This window comes from Streptomyces sp. NPDC045695, from assembly GCF_056432025.1.
On record NZ_JBWKJU010000003.1, the window covers coordinates 110,587 to 134,591 of the forward strand.

Genomic DNA, 24,005 nt, shown 5'->3' on the forward strand with positions numbered 1-24,005 from the left:
TGTGACCGGGATCAAGACGACCGGCGAGAAGAAGCTGATGCTCTTCTCCGGCCGCGCCCACCCCGAGCTGGCCGAGGAGGTCGCACACCAGCTGGGAGTCGGCCTCGTGCCGACCAAGGCTTTCGACTTCGCGAACGGCGAGATCTACGTCCGTTTCCAGGAGTCGGCTCGCGGCGCGGACTGCTTCCTGATCCAGAGCCACACGGCTCCGATCAACAAGTGGATCATGGAGCAGCTGATCATGATCGACGCGCTGAAGCGCGCGTCGGCACGCTCCATCACCGTGATCATCCCGTCCTACGGGTACGCCCGCCAGGACAAGAAGCACAAGGGCCGCGAGCCGATCTCGGCCCGCCTGGTCGCCGACCTGCTGAAGACCGCGGGTGCGGACCGCATCCTCACGGTCGACCTGCACACGGACCAGATCCAGGGCTTCTTCGACGGCCCGGTGGACCACCTCTCGGCCCTGAACGTCCTCGCGGACTACGTGGGCGCCAAGGTGGACCGCACCAAGCTGACGATCGTCTCCCCGGACGCCGGCCGCGTGCGCGTGGCCGACCGCTGGTGCGACCGTCTGGACGCCCCGCTGGCGATCGTGCACAAGCGCCGCGACAAGGACGTCGCCAACCAGGTGACCGTCCACGAGGTCGTCGGTGAGGTCAAGGGCCGCGTCTGCGTCCTGGTCGACGACATGATCGACACCGGTGGCACCATCTGCGCCGCGGCCGACGCGCTCTTCGCGCACGGCGCGGAGGACGTCATCGTGACGGCCACGCACGGCATCCTGTCGGGCCCGGCCGCCGACCGCCTGAAGAACTCCAAGGTCAGCGAGTTCGTCTTCACGAACACGCTGCCGGACCCGTCCGACCTGGAGCTCGACAAGATCACGGTGCTGTCGATCGCCCCGATGCTCGCGCGCGCGGTGCGCGAGGTCTTCGAGGACGGCTCGGTCACCAGCCTGTTCGAAGAGCAGCAGTAGCAGAGCGGCAGGAGCAGAGCGGCGGTCAGCGCTCCGCCTGATCCTTTTGGTGCGGCCTCCCCCGCCGGGTACACTTTTCAAGTTGCTCGGCGAGGGAGGCCGTACCCGTTCGCGGTACGGATGCTCCGTTATCGACGCGCTCTTCGTAGCAGGCCGTTTCGGCCGGGTGACTGTCGTCCGTTTCCGTCACCCCACGAGGAGTGAGCATGTCCGAGATCAAGCTTGCCGCCAAGGTCCGCGACACCTTCGGCAAGGGCTCTGCCCGCCAGGCGCGTCGTGACGCCCTGACCCCCGCCGTCATCTACGGCCACGGCACCGACCCGAAGCACGTCAACGTCGACGCCCACGCCCTTCAGCTGGCGCTGCGCACCCCGAACGTCCTGATCTCCCTGGACATCGCGGGCGAGGGCACCGAGCTCGTCATCCCGAAGGCCGTGCAGAAGCACCCGCTGAAGCGCTCGATCTCCCACGTCGACTTCCTGATCGTCCAGAAGGGCGAGAAGGTCACCGTCGACGTCGCGATCGTCACCGAGGGCGAGCTGGCCGCCGGCGGCAACATGCTGGAGACCCTCCAGAACACCGTCTCCGTCGAGGCCGAGGCCACCCACATCCCGACCGAGGTCACCGTCTCCATCGCGGGCCTCGAGGCCGGCGCCACCATCCACGCCAAGGACCTGGTCCTGCCGGCCGGCACCACGCTGGCCATCGACGGTGACGTCGCCGTCCTGCAGGTCGTCGCCCCGCAGGCCGAGGAGCCGGCCGCCGAGGCCGAGGGCACCGAGGCCTGAGCCTCACCCCTCCCTCTCAGCAGTTGCTGACCGACCGCCGTCCGGCTCCACTGGAGCGGGACGGCGGTCGTCTTCATTCCGGCCCGGAAACAGGCCTCCCCTTCAGGCCCTAAGGAGCTCTTGATGTCGGACGACGCGGCACCCTGGCTGATCGTCGGCCTCGGCAATCCCGGACCGGAGTACGCGGGCAACCGCCACAACATCGGGTTCATGGTGGTCGACCTGCTGGCGGAGCGGATCCGCGGGAAGTTCAAGGCGCACAAGGCCCGCGCCCAGGTGGTCGAGGGCCGCATGGGCCCGCCCGGACCGGCCAACCGCCGTGTGGTGCTGGCCAAGCCGATGTCGTACATGAACCTCTCCGGCGGCCCGGTCACGGCCCTGCGCGACTTCTACAAGGTGCCGCTGGACCGGATCGTCGCGATCCACGACGAGCTGGACATCGACTACCCGACGCTGCGCCTGAAGCTGGGCGGCGGCGACAACGGCCACAACGGTCTGAAGTCGATGACCAAGTCGATGGGCCCGGACTACCACCGCGTGCGCTGCGGCATCGGCCGGCCGCCGGGCCGGATGCAGGTCGCGGACTTCGTGCTGAAGGACTTCTCCTCCACGGAGCGCAAGGAGCTGGACTGGTTCGTGGACCGGGCCGCGGACTCCGTCGAGTGCCTGATCGCGGAGGGGCTGGAGCGCGCCCAGTCGACGTACAACTCCTGAGCGGGCGACGGAAACGGACCGATCGTCACTTCGGACGTAACATCACATCGCCTTACTACGAGGAAGCCCCCGCACCGTCGGTCGGTGCGGGGGCTTCCCCTGGTCCATGTCCGGCTCCGGAGCCTCAGCCGGTGTTGCGCAGGCCCGCGGCGACGCCGTTGACGGTGAGCAGCAGGGCGCGGGCGAGCAGCGGGTCGGCTTCCTCGCCGCGTGCGGCGGCCTCGCGCTGACGGGCCAGCAGGGACACCTGGAGGTAGGAGATCGGGTCCAGGTAGGCGTCGCGCACGGCGAAGGTCTGCTGGAGCACCGGGTGGGAGTCCAGGAGCCTCTCGCCGCCGGTGATGCGCAGGACCTCGCGGACGGTCAGCTCGTGCTCGGCCTCGATGCGGGCGAAGACGTGCTTGAGGTGCTCGGGCACGAGGGTGTCGACGTAGTGACGGGCGATCCGCAGGTCGGTCTTGGCCAGCGTCATCTCGACGTTGGACAGGAAGTTGCCGAAGAAGTGCCAGCGCTCGCCCATCTCGGCGAGGACGTCCTGCCGGCCGGCCTCGCGCAGGGCCTTGAGGCCGGAGCCGACCCCGTACCAGCCGGGGACGATCTGGCGCGACTGGGTCCAGCCGAAGACCCACGGGATGGCGCGCAGGCCGTCGAGGCCGGCGCCGGAGTCGGGGCGGCGGGAGGGCCGGGAGCCGAGGTGGAGGTCGGCGAGCTGGTCCACGGGGGTCGCGGCGAAGAAGTACGCGGGCAGGTCCGGGTCTTCGACGAGCTCGCGGTACGCGGCGTGCGCGGCGTCGGAGACGGTGTCCATGGCCGCGTCCCAGCGGGCGAGGGCCTCGTCGGACTGGCGGGGCGCGGTGTGCAGGGCCGAGGCCTGCAGGGTGGCCGCGACGGTCAGTTCGAGGTTCTCGCGGGCCAGCGAGGGGACGAGGTACTTGTCGGAGATGACCTCGCCCTGCTCGGTGACCTTGATCTCGCCCTCCAGGGTGCCCCAGGGCTGGGCGAGGATCGCGTCGTGGGAGGGGCCGCCGCCGCGGCCGACGGTGCCGCCGCGGCCGTGGAAGAGGCGCAGGCGCACCCCGTAGCGGTGGGCGACGTCGCGCAGTCGGCGCTGGGCGCGGTGGATCTCCCACTGGGAGGTGGTGATGCCGCCGAACTTGGAGGAGTCCGAGTAGCCGAGCATGACCTCCTGGACGTCCCCGCGCAGGGAGACCAGGCGCCGGTAGGAGGGGTCGGCGAGCATCTCGTCGAGGATGACGTCGGCGGCGCGCAGTTCGTCGGTGGTCTCCAGGAGCGGCACGATGCCGATCTTGGCCCAGCCGCCGTGCAGGTCGATCAGTCCGGCCTCACGGGCCAGGACGGCGGCGGCGAACACGTCGTCGGCGCCCTGGCACATCGAGATGATGTAGGACTCGATGACCTCGGGCCCGAACTTCTCGAAGGCGTCCTTGATGGCGAAGAAGACCCCGAGGGTCTTGTGCCCGGCGGCGTCGAGCGGGGCCGGGATGGGGGCCAGCGGGCGACGCGAGCGCAGCTCCTTGGCCAGGAGCTTGCGCCGGTAGTCCCGCGGCATGTCGGCGTAGCGCCAGGACTCCTCGCCGAGCCGGTCGAAGAGCTGGCCCAGTGCGTGGTGGTGGGCGTCGGCGTGCTCGCGCACGTCCATGGTGGCGAGCTGGAGGCCGAAGGCGGCCAGCGTGCGGATGGTGCGGTCCATGTGGCCGTCGGCGAAGAGCGCGCCGCGGTGCTCGCGCAGGGAGCTCTGGATGAGGGTGAGGTCGGTGAGCAGCTCGGCGGTGCCGAGGTAGTCGCGGCCTTCCTCGTGCGGGGTGCCCTTGGCGAGGCGCTCCCGCGTGTTGACGAGCTTCTGCCGGATGCAGGTCGCCTTGAGGCGGTACGGCTCCTCCGCGTTCAGCCGCTTGTAGCGCGGGCTGATCTCGGGGAGGCGCTCCAGGTCGGCCTGGAGGGAGGCGAGCAGTTCCTCGGTGGCTCCGGTGTAGCGGATGGAGTTCGACAGCAGGCCGCGCAGGAAGTCGACGAGTTCGAGGGCGTCGGTGATGCCGTGCTCGTGCTGGAGGATCAGCACGTCGCGGGTGACCTCGGGGGTGACGTTCGGGTTGCCGTCGCGGTCGCCGCCGATCCAGGTGCCGAAGGTGAGCGGGCGGGTGCCGGGGGGCAGCTCGACGCCGACGCGCTGGAGCTCGGCGGCGAGGTCCTCCAGGACGTCGCCGACGGCGCCGGCGTGCAGCTCGTCGAGGTAGTAGATGGCGTTGCGGGCCTCGTCGGCGGGCTCGGGGCGGACCACGCGCAGCTCGTCGGTCTGCCAGACCAGGTCGATGTTCTCCGCGAGGCGCAGGTCGTGGCGGCGGCGGTCGCCGGCGCCGGTGACGGGCTCCTCCAGCAGGGCGGCGATGCGGCGCAGCTTGTTGAGGACGCTGCGGCGGGCCGCCTCGGTGGGGTGCGCGGTGAAGACGGGGCGGACGTTGAGGTTCCTGACCGTCGCGCGCAGGTGCTCGGGGTCGGCGTCCTTCAGCATGTCGGCGGTGCGGGCGAGGAGCCCGCCCTCGGCGGCGCGGTGGGCGCGCAGCTCCTTGCCGCGGTGCACCTGCTCGGTGACGTTGGCGAGGTGGAAGTAGATGGAGAAGGCGCGCACCAGCTTGGCGGCGGTCTCCAGGTCGATGTCGCCGAGCAGGGCGGCGGCGGCCTCGCCGTCGGTGCGGGTGAGGGCGCGGACGCGTTCGACGAGGTCGAGGAGGTCCTGGCCCTCCTGGCGTACGAGGGTCTCCCCGAGGAGGTCACCGAGACGGCGGATGTCCGCGCGCAGCTCTGCGTTCGCGGCGTCCGTGGTGCGGGCGGGGACCTGGTCAGCACTGCTCACAGGTGCGGCTCCTTGCAGTGTTCGAGCGCTACTGGGCGGTGGGCTCCCGGCCGTGCGCGGCGACGCTCCCCACGACTGGGGGCGCCCCGACCTGATGCGCAGCTGGGCTGCCCGTGCGGACCGCGCTGTCCGACGGCAACAGGATAGGTGTCCCGTCCGTGTGCCCGGGCAAATGTCTCATCAGGCGGCGCGTGAGCGGCTCCCGCGCACGCCGGTGCCCGGGCGCGCTCCTGTTGCCCCGGCACCCGGTTTTGCCATACTTACGATGCCGTAGGTTACGGGTCCGTAGGGTTCGTAACCCGGAGCCTGCCGACACTCTGACCCCCCAGAGGACCCATATGACCACCAGTCCCGATCTGATCGAGGGTGACTCAGCGCCCTCCGACACACCTGCGCCCTCCGCGACGCTGGGCGGCGAGAAGAAGCGCTCGATCGAGCAGATCGCCCTCCTGCTGTTCATCATCGTTCCCTTCGTGGCCCTGCTGGCGGCCGTCCCCCTGGTGTGGGGCTGGGGGGTGAGCTGGCTCGATCTCGGCCTCATGGTCTTCATGTACTTCCTGGCCTGCCACGGGATCACCATCGGTTTCCACCGCTACTTCACGCACGGCTCCTTCAAGGCGAAGCGCCCGCTGCGGATCGTCCTCGCCGTGATGGGGTCGATGGCGGTGGAGGGCCCGCTCGTGCGCTGGGTGGCGGACCACCGCAAGCACCACAAGTTCTCGGACCACGAGGGTGACCCGCACTCGCCGTGGCGGTTCGGGGAGACGCTGCCGGCGCTAATGAAGGGCCTGTGGTGGGCGCACATCGGCTGGCTCTTCGACGAGGAGCAGACCGATCAGCAGAAGTACGCCCCGGACCTGATCAAGGACCCGGCGATCCGCCGCATCTCGCGTGACTTCCTCCTGTGGACGGTCGTCTCGCTGGCGATCCCGCCGCTGGTGGGCGGTCTGGTGACGATGTCCTGGTGGGGCGCGTTCACGGCGTTCTTCTGGGGCTCCCTGGTGCGGGTCGCGCTGCTGCACCACGTGACCTGGTCGATCAACTCGATCTGCCACGCGGTGGGCAAGCGCCCGTTCAAGTCCCGGGACCGCTCGGGCAACGTGTGGTGGCTCGCGGTGCTCTCGTGCGGCGAGTCCTGGCACAACCTGCACCACGCCGACCCGACCTCGGCCCGGCACGGCGTGCTGCGCGGCCAGATCGACTCCAGCGCGCGGCTGATCCGCTGGTGCGAGCAGCTCGGGTGGGCCACGGACGTGCGCTGGCCGTCGGCGGACCGCATCGAAGCCCGGCGCAGGGAAAACGAGCCGAACGCGGCATGATGGGGACCGTGGCGATCGACGGCGGTAATTCCAGCAGCGACAAGCCCAGGCGTGGCCGCCGGGTACGGATGACGGGCGCGGAGCGGCGTCAGCAACTGCTGGACATCGGCCGGACCCTCTTCGCGGAGAAGGGCTTCGAAGGCACCTCGGTGGAGGAGATCGCGGCGAAGGCCGGGGTGTCCAAGCCGGTGGTGTACGAGCACTTCGGCGGCAAGGAGGGGCTGTACGCGGTCGTCGTGGACCGGGAGATGCGCCAGCTGCTGGACGGGGTGACGGGAGCGTTGACGGCCGGGCATCCGCGGGAGCTGCTGGAACAGGCGGCGTTCGCCCTGCTGGACTACATCGAGTCCTACACGGACGGTTTCCGGATCCTCGTACGGGACTCCCCCGTCGCCCAGTCGACCGGCACCTTCGCCTCGCTGATCAGCGATATCGCCACGCAGGTCGAGGACATCCTGGGCCTGGAGTTCAAGGCGCGGGGCTTCGACCCCAAGCTGGCCCCCCTCTACGCGCAGGCGCTGGTGGGGATGGTCGCGCTGACCGGGCAGTGGTGGCTGGACGTGCGCAAGCCCAAGAAGGCGGAGGTCGCCGCCCACCTGGTGAACCTGGCCTGGCACGGGCTGGACGGGCTGGAGTCGAAGCCGCAGCTGGTGGGCCGCCGCAAGAGCTGACCCGCGCCGCGGGCCCGCCCGCGGGCGGCACGAGACGGAGCCCCGTCACCGGAGATCCGGTGACGGGGCGCCGTCGTGTGGTGCGTGCCGGGCCGGGCGGGCTTCGCCTACGGCGCGCCGGATTCCCGGCCGCGCGGCGGCGGGTCGCGCCGTTCCAGGAATTCGAGCCGGTTGCCGACCGGGTCCTCGGAGTAGAAGCGGTCGTGGCCCGGCAGGTCGTCGTCCCAGACGACCGTGGCTCCCCGCTCCCGCAGTCTGCTCGCGTACGCGTGGATGCCGGTCACCCGTAGCCCCGGGTGCGCCTTGCGGGCGGGCCGGAAGTCCTCCTCGATGCCGAGGTGCAGCTGTACCGGTCCGGCGGCGAACCAGCAGCCGCCGCGCGCGGCGAGGACGGGCGGCTTGGGGATCTCGGTCATGCCGAGGACGTCCGTGTAGTACGCGCGGAGCCGCTCTTCCGAGTCGGGCGGCGCGGCGAGCTGGACGTGGTCGACTGCGCTGAGCACGCTCAGGCCTCCTTGCGGGCGACGGCGAAGATCCTGCGGAACGGGAAGACGGTGCCGCGTGGCCCGCTCGGGTAGGCCACGCGCAGCCGGTCGCGGTATTCGGTGAGGAAGGCGTCGACGGCTTCGCGGTCGTCGCCGAGGGCGGTCAGTACGGGGCGCAGGGCGGTGCCCTTGACCCATTCCAGTACGGGGTCGGGACCCTGGAGCAATTGGTGGTAGGTGGATTCCCAGACGTCCGTGGTGCAGCCCAGTGCGGTGAAGCGGGCGAGGTATTCGGCGGGTTCGAGGTGATGGACGTAACGGGCGCCGTGGCCGGCGAGCCGGGCCCGCCAGCGCGGGGCGTCGCAGAGCTCGGCGAGCAGGGCGTGGCTGGGGGCCTTGAAATTGCCGGGGATCTGGAAGGCGAAGGTGCCGCCGGGGCGCAGGCCGTTGATCCAGGCGCCGAAGGAGCCGGGGTGGCTGGGGACCCACTGGAGGGCGGCGTTGGAGACGATCAGGTCGTAGGGCTCCTCCGGGAGCCAGGAGGCGAGGTCCGCGCGACGGAAGTCGAGGCTGCCGCCTCCGTGAGTGGGGCCGGCGTACTCCTGGCCGGCGCGGTGGAGCATCTCCGGGGAGAGGTCGAAGCCCGTGATGCGGGCCTCGGGCCAGCGGTCGGCGAGCAGCGCGGTGACGTTGCCCGGGCCGCAGCCGAGGTCGGCGATCCGGGCGGGCTGGTGGGGCAGTTCGGGTATGCGGGTGAGGAGGTCCAGGAAGGGCCGTGTGCGGTGGCCTGAGTGATGGAGGTACTGCTGGGGATCCCAGGTGGGAGCGGAGGGGGCAGTGGACGTGGGGGTCCCGGCGTGCCCGGTATCGGAATACATGTTCGAGCCTCCCTGCTGGCGGGGCGGTCGGAAGCGGAATCTGTTCCGGCCCCCTCCATGCCCCATGCTCGTTCTTTTATATCTCGACGTCAAGATACTCGTGGTCAAGATGCTCCACATGAAGAGACTTCACATCGACAGACCCCTTACACTGATCGGCATGGAGGACGAGGTCGACCGACTGGTGGCGGCATGGCGGCGGGAGCGCCCTGACCTCGACGTGGAACCGCTCGAGGTACTGAGCCGCGTCAGCAGGCTCGCGCGCCATCTCGACCGCGCCCGGCGCCTGGCCTTCTCCGAGCACGGCCTGGAGCCCTGGGAGTTCGACGTCCTGACCTCGCTGCGGCGGGCCGGCGCGCCCTACCAGCTCTCCCCCGGCCAGCTCCTGACCCAGACCCTGGTCACCTCCGGCACCATGACCAACCGCATCGACCGGCTCGCCAAGAAAGGCCTGGTCGAACGGCTCCCGGACCCCAGCGACCGCCGGGGGGTCCTGGTGCGGCTCACCCCCGAGGGCCGGGACCGCGCCGACCAGGCCCTCGCCGGACTGCTGGCCCAGGAACGGGCCATCCTGGCCCAGCTCTCGCAGAACCAGCGCGGCGATCTCGCCGGGCTGCTACGCCAGTTGACCGCTCCGTTCGACAACATCCCCGGCTAGGTCGGCCGGTCGCACGCCCGCCCGGCGGGCCAGTGCCACCGCGGCCAGCGTGGAGTGCACCCCGAGCTTGCCCAGCACGTTCTGCATGTGGGTGCGGACGGTGTGCGGGGACAGGAACAGCCGCGCCGCCACGTCCTTGCGGCCCAGCCCCGCCACCATGCAGCGCAGCACCTCGTGTTCGCGCGGGGTGAGCGACTCCACGAGCCGCTCGCTGTCCGTACGGTGCTTGCGCGCCGCGGTCAGTTCCCGGAGCACCCCGGTGAGCAGTGCGGGCGGCAGGTGGGTCTCCTCGCGCAGGACCCCGCGGATGACGGCCAGCAGCCGCGACAGCGAACAGTCCTTCGCCACCCAGCCCGAGGCTCCCGCCTGGAGCGCGAGCGCCGCCCGGCGCGGGTCGTCGCGCTCGGCGAGCACGACCGTACGGACCCCGGGGTGGCTCACCCGCACCCCGGCGACCAGCGCGATCCCGTCCGGGCCGGGCGGCGGCGGCCCGGAGCCCGGCTCCCGCTGGGCGGGCACCGCCCCGGCGACCGTGCCGAGATCGGCGTCGACCAGCAGGACGTCGAAGCGGCGGCCCTCGGCCACCGCGCGTTCGAGGCAGCGCGCCGCGGCGGGGCCGCTGCCGGCCGCGGACACGTCCACGTCCGGCTCGGCCGCGAGCGCGGCTGCGAGCGATTCGGCGAAGATGCGGTGATCGTCGACGACGAGAACCCGGATACGAACCACAAAACCCCCAAGGGTAGGGGAACGGACAGCGGCGGGTACGGCGCCCGGACCGGGTGATCCGCAGCTGCCCCGGCCGCCGCCGAGACATCTCTGCACTACCCCGGACCGGACGACGTACCCGACTTGTCTCGACCCCTGAATCAACACCGGCCCCCACCGGCGTCACGCATCAGCGTAGGGCCGGGGGCGGTGCGCAGTTGGCCGAATAGCAGAAGTTTTCCCGGCGATTTTCCCGCCGGATGCTTCTGAACCGGCTTTGCGGTGGCTTGAATTCACCCGCACCTACGGCCCGGACGACGGTTTACGCCTCCGGGGGTGCCACGGGCAGTTGCACGGGGGGCATTTCACCCGGCGTGTGCACGCTGCGCGCCCGCGCGCAGCGCCCACTTTCGGCGCACGCCCGACACGCGCACGCCCCCCGCACCCAGAAGGTGTGGGGGGCGCGGGCGGAAGCAGTGGTGCGCGCGAGGACCGGTGGGTCAGGAGGTGTGCGTCCGCGCGAAGTTCCAGGCGTCCGTGATGATGCCGGTGAGGTCCGAACGGCTCGGGGTCCACCCCAGGCGCTCGTGCGCCGTGCGGGCGGAGGCGACCAGCATCGCCGGGTCCCCGGCCCGGCGCGGGGCGACGACCTCGGGGATGTCCCGGCCGGTCACCTTGCGCACGGTCTCGACGACCTCCCGCACCGAGAAGCCGCTCCCGTTGCCCAGGTTGCAGATCAGGTGCTCCCCCGCGACGGCCGCCTGGAGGGCGGCCAGGTGGGCCTCCGCCAGGTCGGCGACGTGGATGTAGTCCCGCACGCACGTGCCGTCCGGGGTCGGGTAGTCCTCCCCGTACACCGAGATCGCCTCCCGCTCGCCCAGCGCGACCTGGAGGACCAGGGGGATCAGGTGCGTCTCGGGGGTGTGCCGCTCGCCGAACCGGCCGTAGGCGCCGGCCACGTTGAAGTAGCGCAGGGACACCGCGGCCAGGCCGTGCGCCACGCACTCCCCCACGATCATGTGGTCCACGGCCAGCTTCGAGGCCCCGTACGGGTTGGTCGGCGCGGTCACCGAGGCCTCGGTGAGCAGGCCCTCCGTCGGCTCGCCGTAGGTGGCGGCGGTGGAGGAGAACACCAGCTTGCGCACCCCGGCCCCGCGCATCGCGGCCAGCAGGGCGAGCGTCCCGCCGACGTTGTTCTCCCAGTACTTGCCCGGATTCACCACGGACTCGCCGACCTGCGAGGAGGCCGCGAAGTGCAGCACCGCGTCATAGGAGGGGTCCAGGTACCGGGAGGCGTCCTGGATCCGGCCCTCGATGAACTCGGCGCCCTCCGGGACCCCGGCGCGGAAGCCGGTGCTGAGGTCGTCGAGGACGGTGACCTCGTGCCCGGCCTCCAGCAGGTGGGCAGCGACCACACTGCCGACGTATCCGGCGCCGCCGGTTACCAGGTATTTGTGCATCGCCGTCTGGCTCACTCGACTACTGCCTCTCCCAGGGGACCCGTGCGCGGTACGCGCGCACGCTAGGAGACTGGCTTACCGGATTCCGCGCGTCCGGGGAAATCGGGCGGGGGGATCCGGAGGAAACCGGGCGAAAGCGGCCGCGTCAGCCCAGCGGGGCACCCGCCGGCCGGCCCGGCAGGGCCCGGTCCAGCAGGCCCGTACGGGCGGCCAGCGCGGCCGCCTCCAGGCGCGAGCCCACGCCCAGCTTCATCAGCACCCGCTGCACGTGCGTACGGGCCGTGCTCGGCGCGATCTCCATGCCCGCGGCGATCAGCCGGGTGTCCTCGCCCTCGGCGACCCGCACCAACACCTCCACCTCGCGCGGGGTGAGCAGCCGCAGCAGCCTGCTGCCCTCGTCGTCGGGCTGGGCCGTGGGGTTCAGGAGCTCCGCGAAGGCCCCTTGCAGCAGTTGCGGGGCGATCGCCACCTCCCCGGCCCGCGCCTTGGCCAGCGCCCGCTCCACGCCCTCGATGCGCTCGTCCTGGCGCACGTACCCGCAGGCGCCCGCGGCGAAGGCGGCCGCGATGCCCCGCGGGTTCGGCACCGGGCCCAGGACGACCACGGCGATCTGCGGGCGCTCCCGCTTGATGCGGACGACGGGCTCGAAGACCCCGGCCTCGGCGGGCGACGCGGTACCGAAGAGACAGACCTCCGGCGCACGGCCGATGACCAGGTCGGCGGCGCCCGCGGCCGGGGCGGCGGCGGCCAGCACCCGGTGACCGCGAAGTTTCAGCGCGGAGGCGAGCGCCTCGGCCAGCAGCCGGTGCTCGTCGACCACCACGACCCGTACGCCCATTGCGGAACCCACCCCCCACCTTCTGACCCGGCAAGGTACACGGTTGTTCGACGGTGCGAGGGGGATACGGGCAGAACCCCCCGATCGGTGGGTACCGTTCGGGGGCTTCGCGGCGGAGCCGGACGCCTCAGCTCGCGGTGAACGAGACGAAGAGGAACTCCGGGTCGGCCTTGTCCGAGTACGGCTTGCGGACGTTCGTGCGGGAGATGAACAGCTTGCCGTTGTGGTAGCGGAACTCGCTGTAGTCCGGCGAGAAGGCCGTCTCGGCGCGCTGGGTCTCCTTGTCGGCCGGGTTCTCCATGAGGAGGGTTTCCTTCATCGTCTTGGCGTCGATGCTGACGATCTGGCCGCCCTTGTCGTACGGGGGGTTCTTGTAGGCGATGATGTTCGACCCGTCCATGCGCAGCGGGAAGATCGTGTACCGCTCGCCCGCGTCGGCGCGGTCGGTGGTCTGCTTGCCGGTCTCCAGGTCGAAGGAGAGCAGCTCGTTGGTGCGGCTGCTGCCCGACTGGCCCTGGTGCTCCTGGGAGGGCACGTAGATCTTGCCGTTGCCGACGACCATGTGGTTGCACTTCTCGACTTCGGTGGCCCCGCACTTGGCGGCGAAGTTGCCGGAGGCGAGCGGGATGCGCGCCTTCAGCTCGCCCTTGGGGTCGACGACGAAGAGGTCGCTGACGCCCTTGCCGCCCTTCGCGTTGTCGCCGACGTCGGCCCCCACGATCAGCGGCTTGGTGGAGACGATGTGCGCGTACTCGATGCCCGGGGAGAGCTTGTACGAGGCGGTGGGCGCGCCCGTGGTCGGGTCCAGGATCTGCGCGTGCAGGGTGTAGTTGCCGCTCTGGCCGCACTTGCGGATGACGCCGAGGGCCTCACCGCCCGCGTAACCGGTGTCGCGGCAGCTCTCGCCGTCGACCTTGGGCTGCCACAGGGCCTTGCCGTCGGCGAGGCTCCAGGCGGCGCCGCCCGCGGAGACACCGGCCGCGGCGACGGTCTTGCCGCTGATGGTGACCTCGGAGAACGACACCGGCTTGTCGCCGCCGTTGGCGCTCTTGGCGTTGCCGGACCAGACGAGCTTGCCGCTCTCCAGGTCGAAGACGCCGACCTCGGTGCACGCCGGGTACTTGTTCTCGGGCGTGGGCTGGGCCGCCCGGAAGAGGACCGCCGACTTGTTCTCGCTGATGTGGTGGGTCGCGCCGCAGAGCTCGCCCGGGAAGGGCAGCTCCCACTTCTTGCCGCCGTCGACCAGGTTGTAGCCGACCACCTTCGCCACGTCGGACTTGACGTAGGTGGAGTCGGTGATCCAGGAGCCGGTGACGTTGACGACCTCGGCCGGCGCCGGGCTCGGCTGCTTGAAGAGGACCTTCGACTTGGGGTTGGAGGGTGCCTTCTCCGTGCCGGGCACGAACGTCCCGGGCTTGTCGCCGCCCGTGGAGGCGCTGGGGTCGCTCTGCGCGCCGTCCTTCCTGCCGTCGCCGCCGCCGCTGCCGTCGCCGGAGACGTACCAGAGGCCGCCGGCGACGATGAGGACGATGGCCAGCAGGGCCGCGCCGACGATCATCAGCTGGGTGCGCTTGTCGTGGTTACCGGCGGTGGCGGGCGGGGCGGCGGGCACGGCCGGGCCGGCGGGCGCGCCGAAGGGCGGCGGGCTGCCGGGCTGCTGCGGGTATCCGTAACCGGGCCCGGGCTGCGGGTAGCCGTACGCGGGCTGCCCGGACGGCGGCTGCTGCGGGGGCGCCGGCGGGCCGGGCGGGGCCTGCGGGGGCGGCGGCGTGGGCGCGCCGAACCCGCCGGGTGCGGTGTTCCCCGCAGCCGGGGCGGGGCCGGGGTCCTGCGGGGCTCCGAAGCCGCCGGACGGCGGCTGGTGGGGGGGCGGCGGGGTACTCATGGGGTGTTGTTGCCTCTCGGTGGGGCGGTCGTGGGGCGGGTTCACTTTCCGAAGACCATGAGGAGCTTCTCGTCCTTGCCCTGGGCGTTCAGGCGGGAGACGGAGATGAAGAACCGTCCGTCCGCGTAGTCCAGCCTCGGGGTGCGGAAGGAGCTCTCGATCGGGGTGGCGGGGCCCGACGGGTGGCGCAGGAGTGCGGTGGGGGCGGCGCCGTCGGCGGGGATCGCGAGGACCTCGCCGCCCTGGTCCGACTCGGCCTTGCGGTAGGCGATCAGCTGTCCGTTGAGGACCTTGACCGGCGTGAGGGTGCGCTTGTCCCCTGCCGGGGTGCGCCACTTGTCCTTGCCGGTGGCCAGGTCGAAGGCGACGATCTCGTTGGCGGCGCCGGCGGCGGCCGCGGTGGGCAGGTAGAGGGTGCCTCCGTCGACGACGGCCGAGGGGCAGGTCGTCAGGGCCTTGAAGAGGCCGGTGTCGCCGCAGCCCGTGGCGAAGTTGCCCGCGCCGACGAGGGTGGCGGTCTGCTTCCCGTCGGGTCCCAGGACCAGGATGGAACGCTCCTTGGTCGCCTCGTTGCCGACGTCCACGACGACCGGGTCCACCGAGTAGATGCTGGTGACCTTGAATTTCTTGGGGAGCCGGAAGGCCCAGTTCTTCTTACCGGTGACCGGGTCGACGCCCTGCACCTCGGCGCTGGCGTCGTCGTCGGAGCAGGTGGCGAGGGCGATCATCTTGCCGTTGCCCGTCTCGTAGGAGTCGGGGTTGCAGCCCTCGCCGAGCGCGTGTCCGAAGAGCTTGTCGCCGTTACTGATCTTGAAGGCGCTGGCGGTGCCGCCGCGGCTGACGGTCACGGTGTCGCCCGCCATGGCCAGGGTGGGGCTGGTGAAGATGTCGAAGATGCCCTCCTTGGGCACCTCCTTCGACCAGACCTCCTTGCCCGTCTTGAGGTCGACCACGCGCAGCTGGGTGCAGGAGGCGTTCTCGCCCTCGCCGTCGCGGTACATGACGACCGCTTTCCCGTCGGGGGTGGTCTGGCGGCTGACGGAGCAGATCACGGCAGGGAACGGGAGGGTCCACTTCTCCTTGCCGTCGGTGACCGCGTAGCCGGTGAGCGACTTCCAGACGCTCTTGACCACGGTGTCGCCGACGACCCACTGGCCGGCCGCCTCGACGCCCATACCGGGCCCGTCGATCTTGGCGGTCTTGAGCCACAGGACCTTGTCCTCGCCCTGCTTGCGGCCGGCGTTGAGGTCGCCCAGCTGGCCCCCGTCGCCGCTGCCGTTGCCACTGCCGTCGCCCTTGTCCACGGAGGGCGAGCCGGAGGGGCCGGCCGGCGTGGAGGCCTGCGCGGCGGGCTCCTTGGCGTCGTCCCCCTTGAAGAAGGCGACGTAGCCCACGCCCGCGGCGAGGACGACCGCCGCCACCGACGCGACGATCAGCACGGCCCGCTTCCTCTTCGGCGGCAGGCCGCCGGGCGCGCCGAGCGGGGGCTGCTGCTGGACGGTGGGCGGCTGCTGGGCGTACGGGGGCTGCTGGCCGTACGGCGGCTGCTGCGGCTGCTGCCCGTAGGGGGCCGGGGCCGGGGGCTGCTGGGCGTACGGGTTCTCGCCCTGCGGCGGGAAGCCGTAACCGGGCTGCGGCGGGCCGGGGAGGTGCCCGTAACCGGAAGGCGGCGGTGGCTGGTTCGGCGGCTGGGGCGGCTCGGTCATCAGCGCACACTTTCGGCTTCGGAGGGGGCGTGGAGGATGACCTTTCTATCACTGACGGCGTACATACATCGGGCCGGTCCGCCCCCTGTTCCCAAGGGAGGACCGGCCCGTGACGCCGCCGTTATCCGGCCAGTTGCTACGCCTCTTCCGCCAGCTCCAGCCAGCGCATCTCCAAATCGTCCCGGTCCGCGAGGAGTTCGCGCAGTTCCGCGTCGAGCTTGGCCACCTTGTCGTAGTCGGTGGAGTTCTCGGCGATCTGGGCGTGCAGGTTGCCCTCGCGGTCGGACAGCTTGTTGAGCTGCCGCTCGATCTTCTGGAGCTCCTTCTTCGCGGCACGCGAGTCGCCGGAGGCCGTGGACTTCCCGGCCCCGGCCGCGGCCGGGGCGGGCGCCGGGGCGGCCGCCTCGATCATCCGCCGACGGCGCTCCAGGTACTCGTCCAGGCCGCGCGGCAGCATCCGCAGGCTCGCGTCGCCGAGCAGGGCCATCACCGTGTCGGTGGTGCGCTCGATGAAGAAGCGGTCGTGGGAGATCACGATCATGGAGCCAGGCCAGCCGTCGAGGAGGTCCTCCAGCTGGGTCAGCGTCTCGATGTCGAGGTCGTTGGTGGGCTCGTCGAGGAAGAGGACGTTGGGCTCGTCCATCAGCAGGCGCAGGATCTGCAGCCGCCGCCGCTCACCACCGGAGAGGTCGCCGACCGGCGTCCACTGCTTCTCCTTGGTGAAACCGAACTGCTCGCACAGCTGGCCCGCCGTCATCTCGCGGCCCTTGCCGAGGTCGACGCGGTCGCGGACCCGCTGGACGGCCTCCAGGACCCGCAGGGAGGGGTCGAGTTCACCGACCTCCTGGGAGAGGTAGGCCAGCTTGACGGTCTTGCCGACCGTGACCTTGCCGGCCGCGGGCTGCACCTCGCCCTGGGTGCGGGCCGCCTCGGCGAGGGCGCGCAGCAGGGAGGTCTTGCCGGCGCCGTTGACACCGACGAGACCGATGCGGTCGCCGGGACCCAGGTGCCAGGTGAGGTGCTTGAGCAGTTCCTTGGGGCCGGCGTGGACGCTGACGTCCTCAAGGTCGAAGACGGTCTTGCCGAGGCGGGCGTTGGCGAACCGCATCAGCTCGGACGTGTCGCGCGGCGGCGGCACGTCGGCGATGAGCTCGTTGGCGGCCTCGATGCGGTAGCGGGGCTTGGACGTCCGGGCGGGGGCGCCGCGGCGCAGCCAGGCCAGCTCCTTGCGCATCAGGTTCTGCCGCTTGGACTCCTCGGTGGCGGCGATCCGCTCGCGCTCGGCGCGGGCGAAGACGTAGTCGCTGTAGCCGCCCTCGTACTCGTGCACGTCGCCGCGCTGCACGTCCCACATGCGGGTGCAGACCTGGTCGAGGAACCAGCGGTCGTGGGTCACGCAGACGAGCGCGGAGCGGCGCTCCTGGAGGTGCGCGGCCAGCCAGGAGATGCCCTCGACGTCGAGGTGGTTGGTGGGCTCGTCGAGGATCAGGAGGTCCTGGTCGGCGATGAGCAGCTTGGCGAGCGCGATGCGGCGGCGCTCGCCGCCGGAGAGCGGGCCGATGACCGTGTCGAGGCCCTCGCCGAAGCCGGGCAGGTCGAGTCCGCCGAACAGCCCGGTCAGGACGTCGCGGATCTTGGCGTTGCCGGCCCACTCGTGGTCGGCCATGTCCCGGATGATCTCGTGGCGGATGGTGGCCGCGGGATCGAGGGAGTCGTGCTGGGTGAGGACGCCCATGCGCAGGCCGCCGGACTGCGTGACGCGGCCGGTGTCGGGCTCCTCCAGCTTGGCGAGCATCCGGATGAGGGTGGTCTTGCCGTCGCCGTTGCGGCCGACGACGCCGATGCGGTCCCCCTCGGACACGCCGAGGGAGATGCCGTCCAGCAGGGTACGTGTGCCGTACACCTTGCTGACTGCCTCGACATTGACCAGATTGACCGCCATCAGACGCGCTCCAGGTGGGGTACCCCCGGACACGCGTCCGGGAGAAGGTGTGGATCAGCCCCTCAGCCTAACGCGCCGGGCGGCGCCGGACCGTTTCACGAACGGGGCGCGGGTCCGCGCGTGCGCTCTGCGTACGCCCGCCGAAACCGGCCCGGCGGGCGTGTGAGCTGCGGGGTCCGGGGGCGGAGCCCCGGGACGCGGCCCGCGGGGTCAGGACGGCAGGACCGTGGCGCCCGGCGCCGGCGCGGCCGCCACGCGGGTGGCCCGGCACGTGCCGGAGGCGTCGAGCGCCGCCGCCACCTTCCGCGCCGATTCCTCGTCCCGTACCAGGAACGCCGTCGTCGGCCCCGAGCCCGAGACCAGCGCGGCCAGCGCCCCGGCGTCCGTGCCCGCCGCCAGGGTCCGCGCCAGCTCAGGGCGCAGCGACAGGGCGGCCGGCTGGAGGTCGTTCGCCAGACGGGCGGCCAGCCGGTCCGGGTCGCCGGAGGCCAGGGCGGCGAGCAGCTCCGGGGAGGCCTCGGGGGCCGGCACCGTCGTACCCGCCGTGAGGCGGTCGAACTCGCGGAACACCGCCGGCGTGGACAGGCCGCCGTCGGCCACCGCGAACACCCAGTGGAAGCCGCCGGCCTCCACGGGGGCCAGCAGCTCGCCCCGGCCGGTGCCCAGCGCTGCCCCGCCGACCAGGCTGAAGGGGACGTCGCTGCCGAGCTCCGCGCAGATCTCCAGCAGCTCGGCGCGCGGGGTGTCCAGCCCCCACAGGGTGTCGCAGGCCAGCAGGGCCGCCGCACCGTCCGCGCTGCCGCCCGCCATACCGCCCGCCACCGGGATGTTCTTCGCGATGTGGAGGTGGACCGCGGGCGCCAGACCGGCCCGTCCGGCCAGGATCTCGGCGGCCCGCGCGGCGAGGTTCGTCCGGTCCAGGGGGACCTTGTCGGCGTCGGGGCCGGTGCAGGTCACGGTCAGCTCGTCGGCCGGCGTCGCCGTGACCTCGTCGTACAGGGAGACGGCGAGGAAGACGTTGGCGAGGTCGTGGAAGCCGTCGGGGCGGGCCGCGCCCACCGCCAGCTGCACGTTGACCTTCGCGGGGACTCGTACGGTCACGCTCACAGCGCGGGCTCCTGCGCGGCGGGCTTGTGCTCGGCGATCGCGGCGAACTGCTCCACCGTCAGCGACTCCCCGCGCGCCTGCGGGGAGACGCCCGCGGCGACCAGCGCCGCCTCCGCGCCCGCCGCCGAACCGGCCCAGCCGGCCAGTGCGGCGCGCAGCGTCTTGCGGCGCTGCGCGAACGCCGCGTCCACGACCGCGAACACCTCGGCCTTCGAGGCGGTGGTCTTGATCGGCTCCGCGCGGCGCACCAGCGAGACGAGGCCGGAGTCGACGTTCGGGGCGGGCCAGAACACCTTGCGGCCGATGGCCCCGGCACGCTTGACGTCCGCGTACCAGTTGGCCTTGACCGAGGGCACCCCGTACACCTTGTTGCCGGGCTCGGCGGCCAGCCGGTCGGCGACCTCCGCCTGCACCATCACCAGGGTGCGCTCGATGCTGGGGAAGCGGTCCAGCATGGTCAGCAGCACGGGAACGGCCACGTTGTACGGCAGGTTCGCGACGAGCGCGGTCGGCGCCGGACCGGGCAGCTCCGTCACCAGCATCGCGTCGGAGTGGACCAGCGCGAAGCGGTCCTTGCGCGCGGGCATCCGGGCCTCGATGGTGGCGGGCAGCGCGGCCGCCAGGATGTCGTCGATCTCCACGGCGACGACCCGGTCCGCGGCTTCCAGCAGCGCCAGCGTCAGCGAGCCCAGTCCCGGCCCGACCTCGACGACCACGTCGTCGGGCCGCACCCCCGCGGTGCGCACGATCCGGCGCACCGTGTTGGCGTCGATGACGAAGTTCTGCCCCTTCTGCTTCGTCGGCTTCACGCCGAGTACGGCGGCCAGCTCCCGGATCTCGGCCGGTCCGAGTAGGGCGTCAGAAGGGGTCTCGTTGGGCTGCTGCTCTGCGGTGCTCACCGGGTAAGCGTACGGCCGCAGTGGGGCCACGGACTCGCCCCCCGTTGCACGTAGAGCTTCTTCGCCCGGTACGTCTGTTCCGCGCCCGACGCGTCCTGGGGGCGGCCGCTGCCGCCGAGGGCGTGCCAGGTGCGGACGTCGAACTGGTAGAGGCCGCCGTAGGTGCCCGAGGGGTCGGTGGCGGCGGGGCGGCCGCCGGACTCGCACTGGGCGAGGGCGCTCCAGTTGAGGCCGTCGGCGCCTGCGACGGAGCTCGGCAGGGGTTTGGTGCCGACCTTGACGACCTGGGTGACGGGCTCGCGGACCACCTCGTCGGCGACCGGGCGGGGCTTTTGCGGGACCCCGTTGACGGTGCGCAGGCTGTACGTGACCCTGCGCGCGCCGGGGCGGCCGGTGCGTTCGACGATCTCGGTCCCGGCGAACAGGCCGGGGTCCTCGACCCGCTCGGTCGTGTACGGGATGCGCTCCTCGCGGACCTCGCGGGTGCCGGTGATGCGCAGCACGGTGACGGCCTGGCCGTCGCGGGGGAAGGCGGTGGGGGGCACGGAGGTGGTGTCCTCGCCCCGCAGGGTGATGCCGGCCTGGTCGAGGGCCTCCTGGACGGTGGCGGCGTTGGTGCGGATGGTGCGTTCGCTGCCGTCGGCCATGAAGGTGATGCTGCGTTCGGTGCGGACGCTCAGGGCCATGCCGTCGCGGGGGACGGCGGCGGCGCGGGGGGCGGAGAGGTAGGCGCCCTCGGCGCGGATGCCGAACTGGCGCAGGGCCCCCTCGACGGTGCGGGCGGTGGTCCACACCTGGCGCTGCTGTCCGTCGAGGGTCAGCCGCAGGGGGCGGCCGTAGCGGACGACGACCTCCTCGCCGTCTTCGAGGGGCTCGCCGGGGGCGGGGGCGACGAGGTCGTGGGGGCCGACGCCGAGGCCTTCGGCGGCGAGCAGCTCGTCGATGTCCTCGGCGAAGGTGTGGAGGTTCCTCGGGACCCCGTCCACGGTGAGGCGGACCGCCTTGTCGGCGGCGACGAACGCGGTGGTGCCCCCGGCGAGGAAGGCGACGACCAGGGCTTGCGGCACGATCCGCCGCCAGGTCCCGCCGGGGGGCGGGGCGGGGGCGGCGCGGCGGCGTCTGCCGCTGCCCGGGCCGGGGACCGGCGAGAGCGACGGTGGCGGGGCCGGGACCGGGACCGGTGCAGGGCCGTGGGAGGGGGCCGGGGGCGGGGCGGCGGGCGGGGCGGCCCTGCGGCGGCCCGATCCGGCGCCCGGGATCCCCACGGCTCCCGCGTCCCCCGCGGCCCCGACCGGCACGGCGGTCACGGTGGGGGCCTGGGGGTCGGGCCACTGCGCCGGCTGGCCGCCCCTTGCGCGGCGGCGCCCCGTCCGGCGCGGGGCCGGTACCCCCGGTTCCGGGGCGCCGGGATCCTCGTACGCCTCCGGGGCGGGACCACCACGGCGGTGACTGCCCTGCGTATCGCTCACGACGCTCGCTCCACTGGTGATCCGGCACCGGCCCGGCTGGGCCACGGCACCTTAGCGGAGGAATCGTCACTCTCCAAAGTCGTTCGAACACTCAGCGTCGCGATCAGGCGAGGCCGAGGGCGGGATCAGTAGGCGAAGGCGCGGGCGGTGTTGGCGGCCAGCGCGGTGGCCATGGCGTCCTCGTCGAGGCCGCGCACGGCCGCCATGGCCCTGACCGTCAACGGAATGAGGTACGGGGCGTTGGGCCGTCCGCGGTACGGCGCGGGGGTGAGGTAGGGGGCGTCCGTCTCGACCAGGACGAGCTCCAGCGGGGCCACGGCCAGGGCCTCGCGCAGGGGCGCCGCGTTCTTGAAGGTGACGGTTCCGGCGAAGGACATGTAATAGCCGGCGGCGGCGCACTCCCGGCCCATGTCGGCGTCCCCGGAGTAGCAGTGGAAGACGGTCCGCTCGGGCGCGCCCTCCTCGCGCAGGATCCGCAGTACGTCCGCGTGGGCGTCGCGGTCGTGGATGACGAGGGCCTTGTCCTGTCGCTTGGCGATCTCGATGTGGGCACGGAAGGAGCGTTCCTGCGCGGCCGTTCCCTCCGGCCCGGTGCGGAAGTAGTCCAGTCCGGTCTCACCGACCGCCTTCACGTGGGCGAGGGCGGCGAGCGCCTCGATCTCGGCCAGCGCCTCGTCCAGCGCGGCTTCGCCGCCGCCGGTCCTGGCTCCCTGGCGGGACCAGCCGTCAGGATCCCCGTACACGATCCGGGGGGCTTCGTTCGGGTGGAGGGCCACGGCGGCGTGGACGTTGTCGTAGGCGGCGGCGGTCTCGGCGGCCCAGCGGGAGCCCTTCACGTCGCAGCCCACCTGGACGACGGTGGTGACGCCCACCGAGGCGGCCTTGGCGAGGCCCTCCTCGACGGTGCCGGACTGCATGTCCAGGTGGGTGTGCGAATCGGCCACCGCCACCCGGAGGGGCGCGGGCAGCGGCGGCGGTGCGTCCTTGGACGCGGTGGAAGAGCTCATGCGGCCGATCTTATGACCGGCGCAGCCGCGCCCACAGACGGGCCAGGGGGCCTTCGCGCCGCTCGTCGGCCGCCGTCACGTGGACGGGTCCGGGGGCGTCGTGCGGCAGGGCTCCCGGCGCGCCGGGCGCGCCCGCCGCGAGGGAGCCGGTGTGCCCGCGCCGGCGACGGCGCTCGCGTTCCCTGTCGTTGCCCGCGCCGGTGGCCGGTACGGGTCCGGCGATGCCCGGGGCGATCCCGGGGTGGTGGTAGAGCTGGTCGAGCATGCCGCGCACCGAGGAGACTTGGCCGGCCCGCATGATGCGGACGACGTGTCCGCCGCAGTTCAGGCAGGTGGGGTTGGACAGGGGGGAGGGCACCCGCTCGGCGTTGACCTTGTACATGATGAACGGCTCGCCCTTGCCGTCGACGTGGTGTTCTATCGCGTAGTCCTGCTCCCAGCCGTACCCGCACTTCATGCAGGCGAAGGAGTACGCCTCGTGCACGGTGTGCACGTCGGCCGCGTAGCGGGTGGTGGGGACTGCGGCGGGCGTGACCACGGCGGGCGCGGCTGCGGATGCGGGGGTGTCTGCGATCTCACTCATGCCAGCTCCTCTTGTTCCACTGGTGCATTGCCAGTGGACGCCTCTTCGGGCGGGAGCGCATCAGGCCCTGTCCAGTGTTGGACGGTCCTTGAGCGAGTCATGCCCAAAGCGCCCGGTGCGCGGTCTGAGCTTTGCCTTTCAGGTTAGTCCTTTACCGACTTACGGCACCTTTTGTGCCGCATTCTTTGCCGCGACCACCGCGTCGAACACGTCGCGCTTGGGTACCCCGGCCTCGGCCGCGACGGCCGCGATGGCCTCCTTGCGCCGCTCGCCGGCCTCCTCGCGGACCCGTACGCGGCGCACGAGCTCCTCGTCGTCCACATCGCCGGGCCCGGCGGGGGGCGCGCCCTCCACGACGACGGTGATCTCCCCGCGCACGCCTTCGGCGGCCCAGGCGGCGAGCTCGCCGAGGCCGCCGCGCTTGACCTCCTCGTAGGTCTTGGTCAGTTCGCGGCACACCGCGGCGCGACGGTCGGCGCCGAAGACCTCGGCCATCGCGGCCAGGGTGGCGTCGAGCCGGTGCGGGGCCTCGAAGTAGACGAGCGTGCGCCGTTCCGCTTCGACCTCGCGCAGCCGGCCGAGGCGCTCGCCCGCCTTGCGCGGCAGGAACCCCTCGAAGCAGAACCGGTCCACGGGCAGCCCGGACAGCGCGAGCGCGGTGAGCACCGCGGAGGGCCCGGGGACGGCGGTGACCTTGATGTCCTGCTCCACGGCAGCGGCGACCAGCCGGTAGCCGGGGTCGGAGACCGAGGGCATGCCGGCGTCGGTCACCAGCAGGACGCGCTTGCCGTCCTGGAGCGCTTCGACCAGCTCGGGGGTGCGCGCGGACTCGTTGCCCTCGAAGTACGACACGACGCGCCCGGTGGTGTGCACGCCGAGCCCCTGGGTCAGCCGGCGCAGCCGTCGGGTGTCCTCGGCGGCGACCACGTCGGCCCGCTCCAGTTCCGCCGCGAGGCGCGGCGGGGCGTCGGAGAGGTCGCCGATGGGCGTGCCGGCAAGGACGAGCGTGCCCGTCAGGCCTGCGGCCGTGGCTGCGGTCG

Annotated in this window: 21 protein-coding genes; 6 read left to right on the forward strand and 15 right to left on the reverse strand. The window is 72.2% G+C overall.

The window, feature by feature from the left end; genetic code table 11:
- Window position 1: 1 nt before the first annotated feature.
- The 3 genes from AC07DU_RS06830 to pth all read left to right on the forward strand — a co-directional run bounded on the left by AC07DU_RS06830 (window position 2) and on the right by pth (window position 2,481).
- Window positions 2–979 carry a ribose-phosphate diphosphokinase gene (locus AC07DU_RS06830; RefSeq protein ID WP_360891464.1) on the forward strand — a complete coding sequence of 326 codons (978 nt, stop codon included), beginning with the start codon at window positions 2–4 and terminating at the stop codon, window positions 977–979.
- 206 nt (window positions 980–1,185) lie between these two features.
- Window positions 1,186–1,767, forward strand: coding sequence for a 50S ribosomal protein L25/general stress protein Ctc (locus AC07DU_RS06835; RefSeq protein ID WP_360891461.1), 582 nt, complete (start codon window positions 1,186–1,188; stop codon window positions 1,765–1,767).
- 123 nt (window positions 1,768–1,890) lie between these two features.
- Window positions 1,891–2,481, forward strand: coding sequence for an aminoacyl-tRNA hydrolase (pth, locus tag AC07DU_RS06840; protein ID WP_360891458.1), 591 nt, complete (start codon window positions 1,891–1,893; stop codon window positions 2,479–2,481).
- 124 nt (window positions 2,482–2,605) lie between these two features.
- On the opposite strand, the gene ppc is transcribed toward pth, so the two are convergent.
- A complete protein-coding gene (gene ppc / locus AC07DU_RS06845) occupies window positions 2,606–5,353 on the reverse strand; it encodes a phosphoenolpyruvate carboxylase (RefSeq protein ID WP_479110009.1) in 2,748 nt (915 codons plus the stop codon).
- Window positions 5,354–5,691: 338 nt separating this feature from the next.
- Between ppc and AC07DU_RS06850 the strand changes: the two genes are divergently transcribed.
- On the forward strand, window positions 5,692–6,672 hold the full coding sequence (locus AC07DU_RS06850; RefSeq protein ID WP_360891452.1) for an acyl-CoA desaturase: 981 nt from the start codon (window positions 5,692–5,694) through the stop codon (window positions 6,670–6,672).
- A complete protein-coding gene (locus tag AC07DU_RS06855; RefSeq protein WP_360891650.1) occupies window positions 6,672–7,343 on the forward strand; it encodes a TetR/AcrR family transcriptional regulator in 672 nt (223 codons plus the stop codon). Before AC07DU_RS06850 ends, AC07DU_RS06855 begins: the two co-directional genes overlap by 1 nt.
- 107 nt (window positions 7,344–7,450) lie before the next feature.
- On the opposite strand, the gene AC07DU_RS06860 is transcribed toward AC07DU_RS06855, so the two are convergent.
- The gene (locus AC07DU_RS06860; RefSeq protein ID WP_479110011.1) at window positions 7,451–7,846 is read right to left on the reverse strand and encodes a VOC family protein; all 396 of its coding nucleotides are present in this window, start codon (window positions 7,844–7,846) and stop codon (window positions 7,451–7,453) included.
- Window positions 7,847–7,848: 2 nt separating this feature from the next.
- A complete protein-coding gene (locus AC07DU_RS06865; RefSeq protein WP_479110013.1) occupies window positions 7,849–8,706 on the reverse strand; it encodes a trans-aconitate 2-methyltransferase in 858 nt (285 codons plus the stop codon).
- Between the two features lie 160 nt (window positions 8,707–8,866).
- Between AC07DU_RS06865 and AC07DU_RS06870 the strand changes: the two genes are divergently transcribed.
- Window positions 8,867–9,364, forward strand: a complete 498-nt coding sequence (locus AC07DU_RS06870; protein ID WP_030386194.1) for a MarR family winged helix-turn-helix transcriptional regulator — start codon at window positions 8,867–8,869, stop codon at window positions 9,362–9,364.
- On the opposite strand, the gene AC07DU_RS06875 is transcribed toward AC07DU_RS06870, so the two are convergent.
- The 12 genes from AC07DU_RS06875 to rsmI form a co-directional block, all read right to left on the reverse strand.
- Window positions 9,323–10,090, reverse strand: a complete 768-nt coding sequence (locus tag AC07DU_RS06875) for a response regulator transcription factor (protein WP_360891444.1) — start codon at window positions 10,088–10,090, stop codon at window positions 9,323–9,325. The two genes, AC07DU_RS06870 and AC07DU_RS06875, sit on opposite strands and share 42 nt — an antisense overlap.
- 479 nt (window positions 10,091–10,569) lie before the next feature.
- On the reverse strand, window positions 10,570–11,529 hold the full coding sequence (gene galE, locus AC07DU_RS06880) for a UDP-glucose 4-epimerase GalE (protein ID WP_479110419.1): 960 nt from the start codon (window positions 11,527–11,529) through the stop codon (window positions 10,570–10,572).
- 145 nt (window positions 11,530–11,674) lie between these two features.
- Window positions 11,675–12,367 carry a response regulator transcription factor gene (locus AC07DU_RS06885; protein ID WP_360891644.1) on the reverse strand — a complete coding sequence of 231 codons (693 nt, stop codon included), beginning with the start codon at window positions 12,365–12,367 and terminating at the stop codon, window positions 11,675–11,677.
- 127 nt (window positions 12,368–12,494) lie between these two features.
- Complete coding sequence (locus tag AC07DU_RS06890; RefSeq protein WP_479110015.1) at window positions 12,495–14,252, reverse strand: outer membrane protein assembly factor BamB family protein; 1,758 nt, start codon at window positions 14,250–14,252, stop codon at window positions 12,495–12,497.
- A 41-nt stretch (window positions 14,253–14,293) separates the two neighbouring features.
- Window positions 14,294–15,958 carry an outer membrane protein assembly factor BamB family protein gene (locus tag AC07DU_RS06895; RefSeq protein ID WP_479110017.1) on the reverse strand — a complete coding sequence of 555 codons (1,665 nt, stop codon included), beginning with the start codon at window positions 15,956–15,958 and terminating at the stop codon, window positions 14,294–14,296.
- A gap of 136 nt (window positions 15,959–16,094) precedes the next feature.
- A complete protein-coding gene (locus AC07DU_RS06900; protein WP_360891436.1) occupies window positions 16,095–17,900 on the reverse strand; it encodes an ABC-F family ATP-binding cassette domain-containing protein in 1,806 nt (601 codons plus the stop codon).
- Between the two features lie 210 nt (window positions 17,901–18,110).
- Window positions 18,111–19,007 (reverse strand): 4-(cytidine 5'-diphospho)-2-C-methyl-D-erythritol kinase, encoded by an 897-nt coding sequence (locus AC07DU_RS06905; RefSeq protein WP_479110019.1) that lies wholly within the window; start codon window positions 19,005–19,007, stop codon window positions 18,111–18,113.
- Entirely contained in the window at window positions 19,004–19,906 is a 903-nt protein-coding gene (rsmA, locus tag AC07DU_RS06910; protein ID WP_479110021.1) for a 16S rRNA (adenine(1518)-N(6)/adenine(1519)-N(6))-dimethyltransferase RsmA, read from the reverse strand. Before rsmA ends, AC07DU_RS06905 begins: the two co-directional genes overlap by 4 nt.
- Window positions 19,903–21,213 carry a ubiquitin-like domain-containing protein gene (locus AC07DU_RS06915; RefSeq protein WP_479110421.1) on the reverse strand — a complete coding sequence of 437 codons (1,311 nt, stop codon included), beginning with the start codon at window positions 21,211–21,213 and terminating at the stop codon, window positions 19,903–19,905. The genes rsmA and AC07DU_RS06915 overlap by 4 nt, the downstream gene beginning before the upstream one ends.
- A 287-nt stretch (window positions 21,214–21,500) precedes the next feature.
- Entirely contained in the window at window positions 21,501–22,382 is an 882-nt protein-coding gene (locus AC07DU_RS06920) for a TatD family hydrolase (protein WP_479110023.1), read from the reverse strand.
- 10 nt (window positions 22,383–22,392) lie between these two features.
- Complete coding sequence (locus tag AC07DU_RS06925) at window positions 22,393–22,965, reverse strand: hypothetical protein (protein ID WP_479028480.1); 573 nt, start codon at window positions 22,963–22,965, stop codon at window positions 22,393–22,395.
- A gap of 159 nt (window positions 22,966–23,124) precedes the next feature.
- The gene (rsmI, locus tag AC07DU_RS06930) at window positions 23,125–23,982 is read right to left on the reverse strand and encodes a 16S rRNA (cytidine(1402)-2'-O)-methyltransferase (protein WP_479029036.1); all 858 of its coding nucleotides are present in this window, start codon (window positions 23,980–23,982) and stop codon (window positions 23,125–23,127) included.
- Window positions 23,983–24,005: the final 23 nt, after the last annotated feature.

Bases quoted from the DNA above. Each gene is read 5' to 3' on its own strand.
- pth (WP_360891458.1), top strand. From the start codon at position 1,891: ATGTCGGACGACGCGGCACCCTGGCTGATCGTCGGCCTCGGCAATCCC.
- AC07DU_RS06925 (WP_479028480.1), bottom strand. From the start codon at position 22,965: ATGAGTGAGATCGCAGACACCCCCGCATCCGCAGCCGCGCCCGCCGTG.
- AC07DU_RS06900 (WP_360891436.1), bottom strand. From the start codon at position 17,900: ATGGCGGTCAATCTGGTCAATGTCGAGGCAGTCAGCAAGGTGTACGGC.
- galE (WP_479110419.1), bottom strand. From the start codon at position 11,529: ATGCACAAATACCTGGTAACCGGCGGCGCCGGATACGTCGGCAGTGTG.
- AC07DU_RS06865 (WP_479110013.1), bottom strand. From the start codon at position 8,706: ATGTATTCCGATACCGGGCACGCCGGGACCCCCACGTCCACTGCCCCC.
- AC07DU_RS06890 (WP_479110015.1), bottom strand. From the start codon at position 14,252: ATGAGTACCCCGCCGCCCCCCCACCAGCCGCCGTCCGGCGGCTTCGGA.
- AC07DU_RS06870 (WP_030386194.1), top strand. From the start codon at position 8,867: ATGGAGGACGAGGTCGACCGACTGGTGGCGGCATGGCGGCGGGAGCGC.
- AC07DU_RS06850 (WP_360891452.1), top strand. From the start codon at position 5,692: ATGACCACCAGTCCCGATCTGATCGAGGGTGACTCAGCGCCCTCCGAC.
- AC07DU_RS06920 (WP_479110023.1), bottom strand. From the start codon at position 22,382: ATGAGCTCTTCCACCGCGTCCAAGGACGCACCGCCGCCGCTGCCCGCG.
- AC07DU_RS06855 (WP_360891650.1), top strand. From the start codon at position 6,672: ATGGGGACCGTGGCGATCGACGGCGGTAATTCCAGCAGCGACAAGCCC.
- AC07DU_RS06835 (WP_360891461.1), top strand. From the start codon at position 1,186: ATGTCCGAGATCAAGCTTGCCGCCAAGGTCCGCGACACCTTCGGCAAG.
- AC07DU_RS06895 (WP_479110017.1), bottom strand. From the start codon at position 15,958: ATGACCGAGCCGCCCCAGCCGCCGAACCAGCCACCGCCGCCTTCCGGT.
- AC07DU_RS06885 (WP_360891644.1), bottom strand. From the start codon at position 12,367: ATGGGCGTACGGGTCGTGGTGGTCGACGAGCACCGGCTGCTGGCCGAG.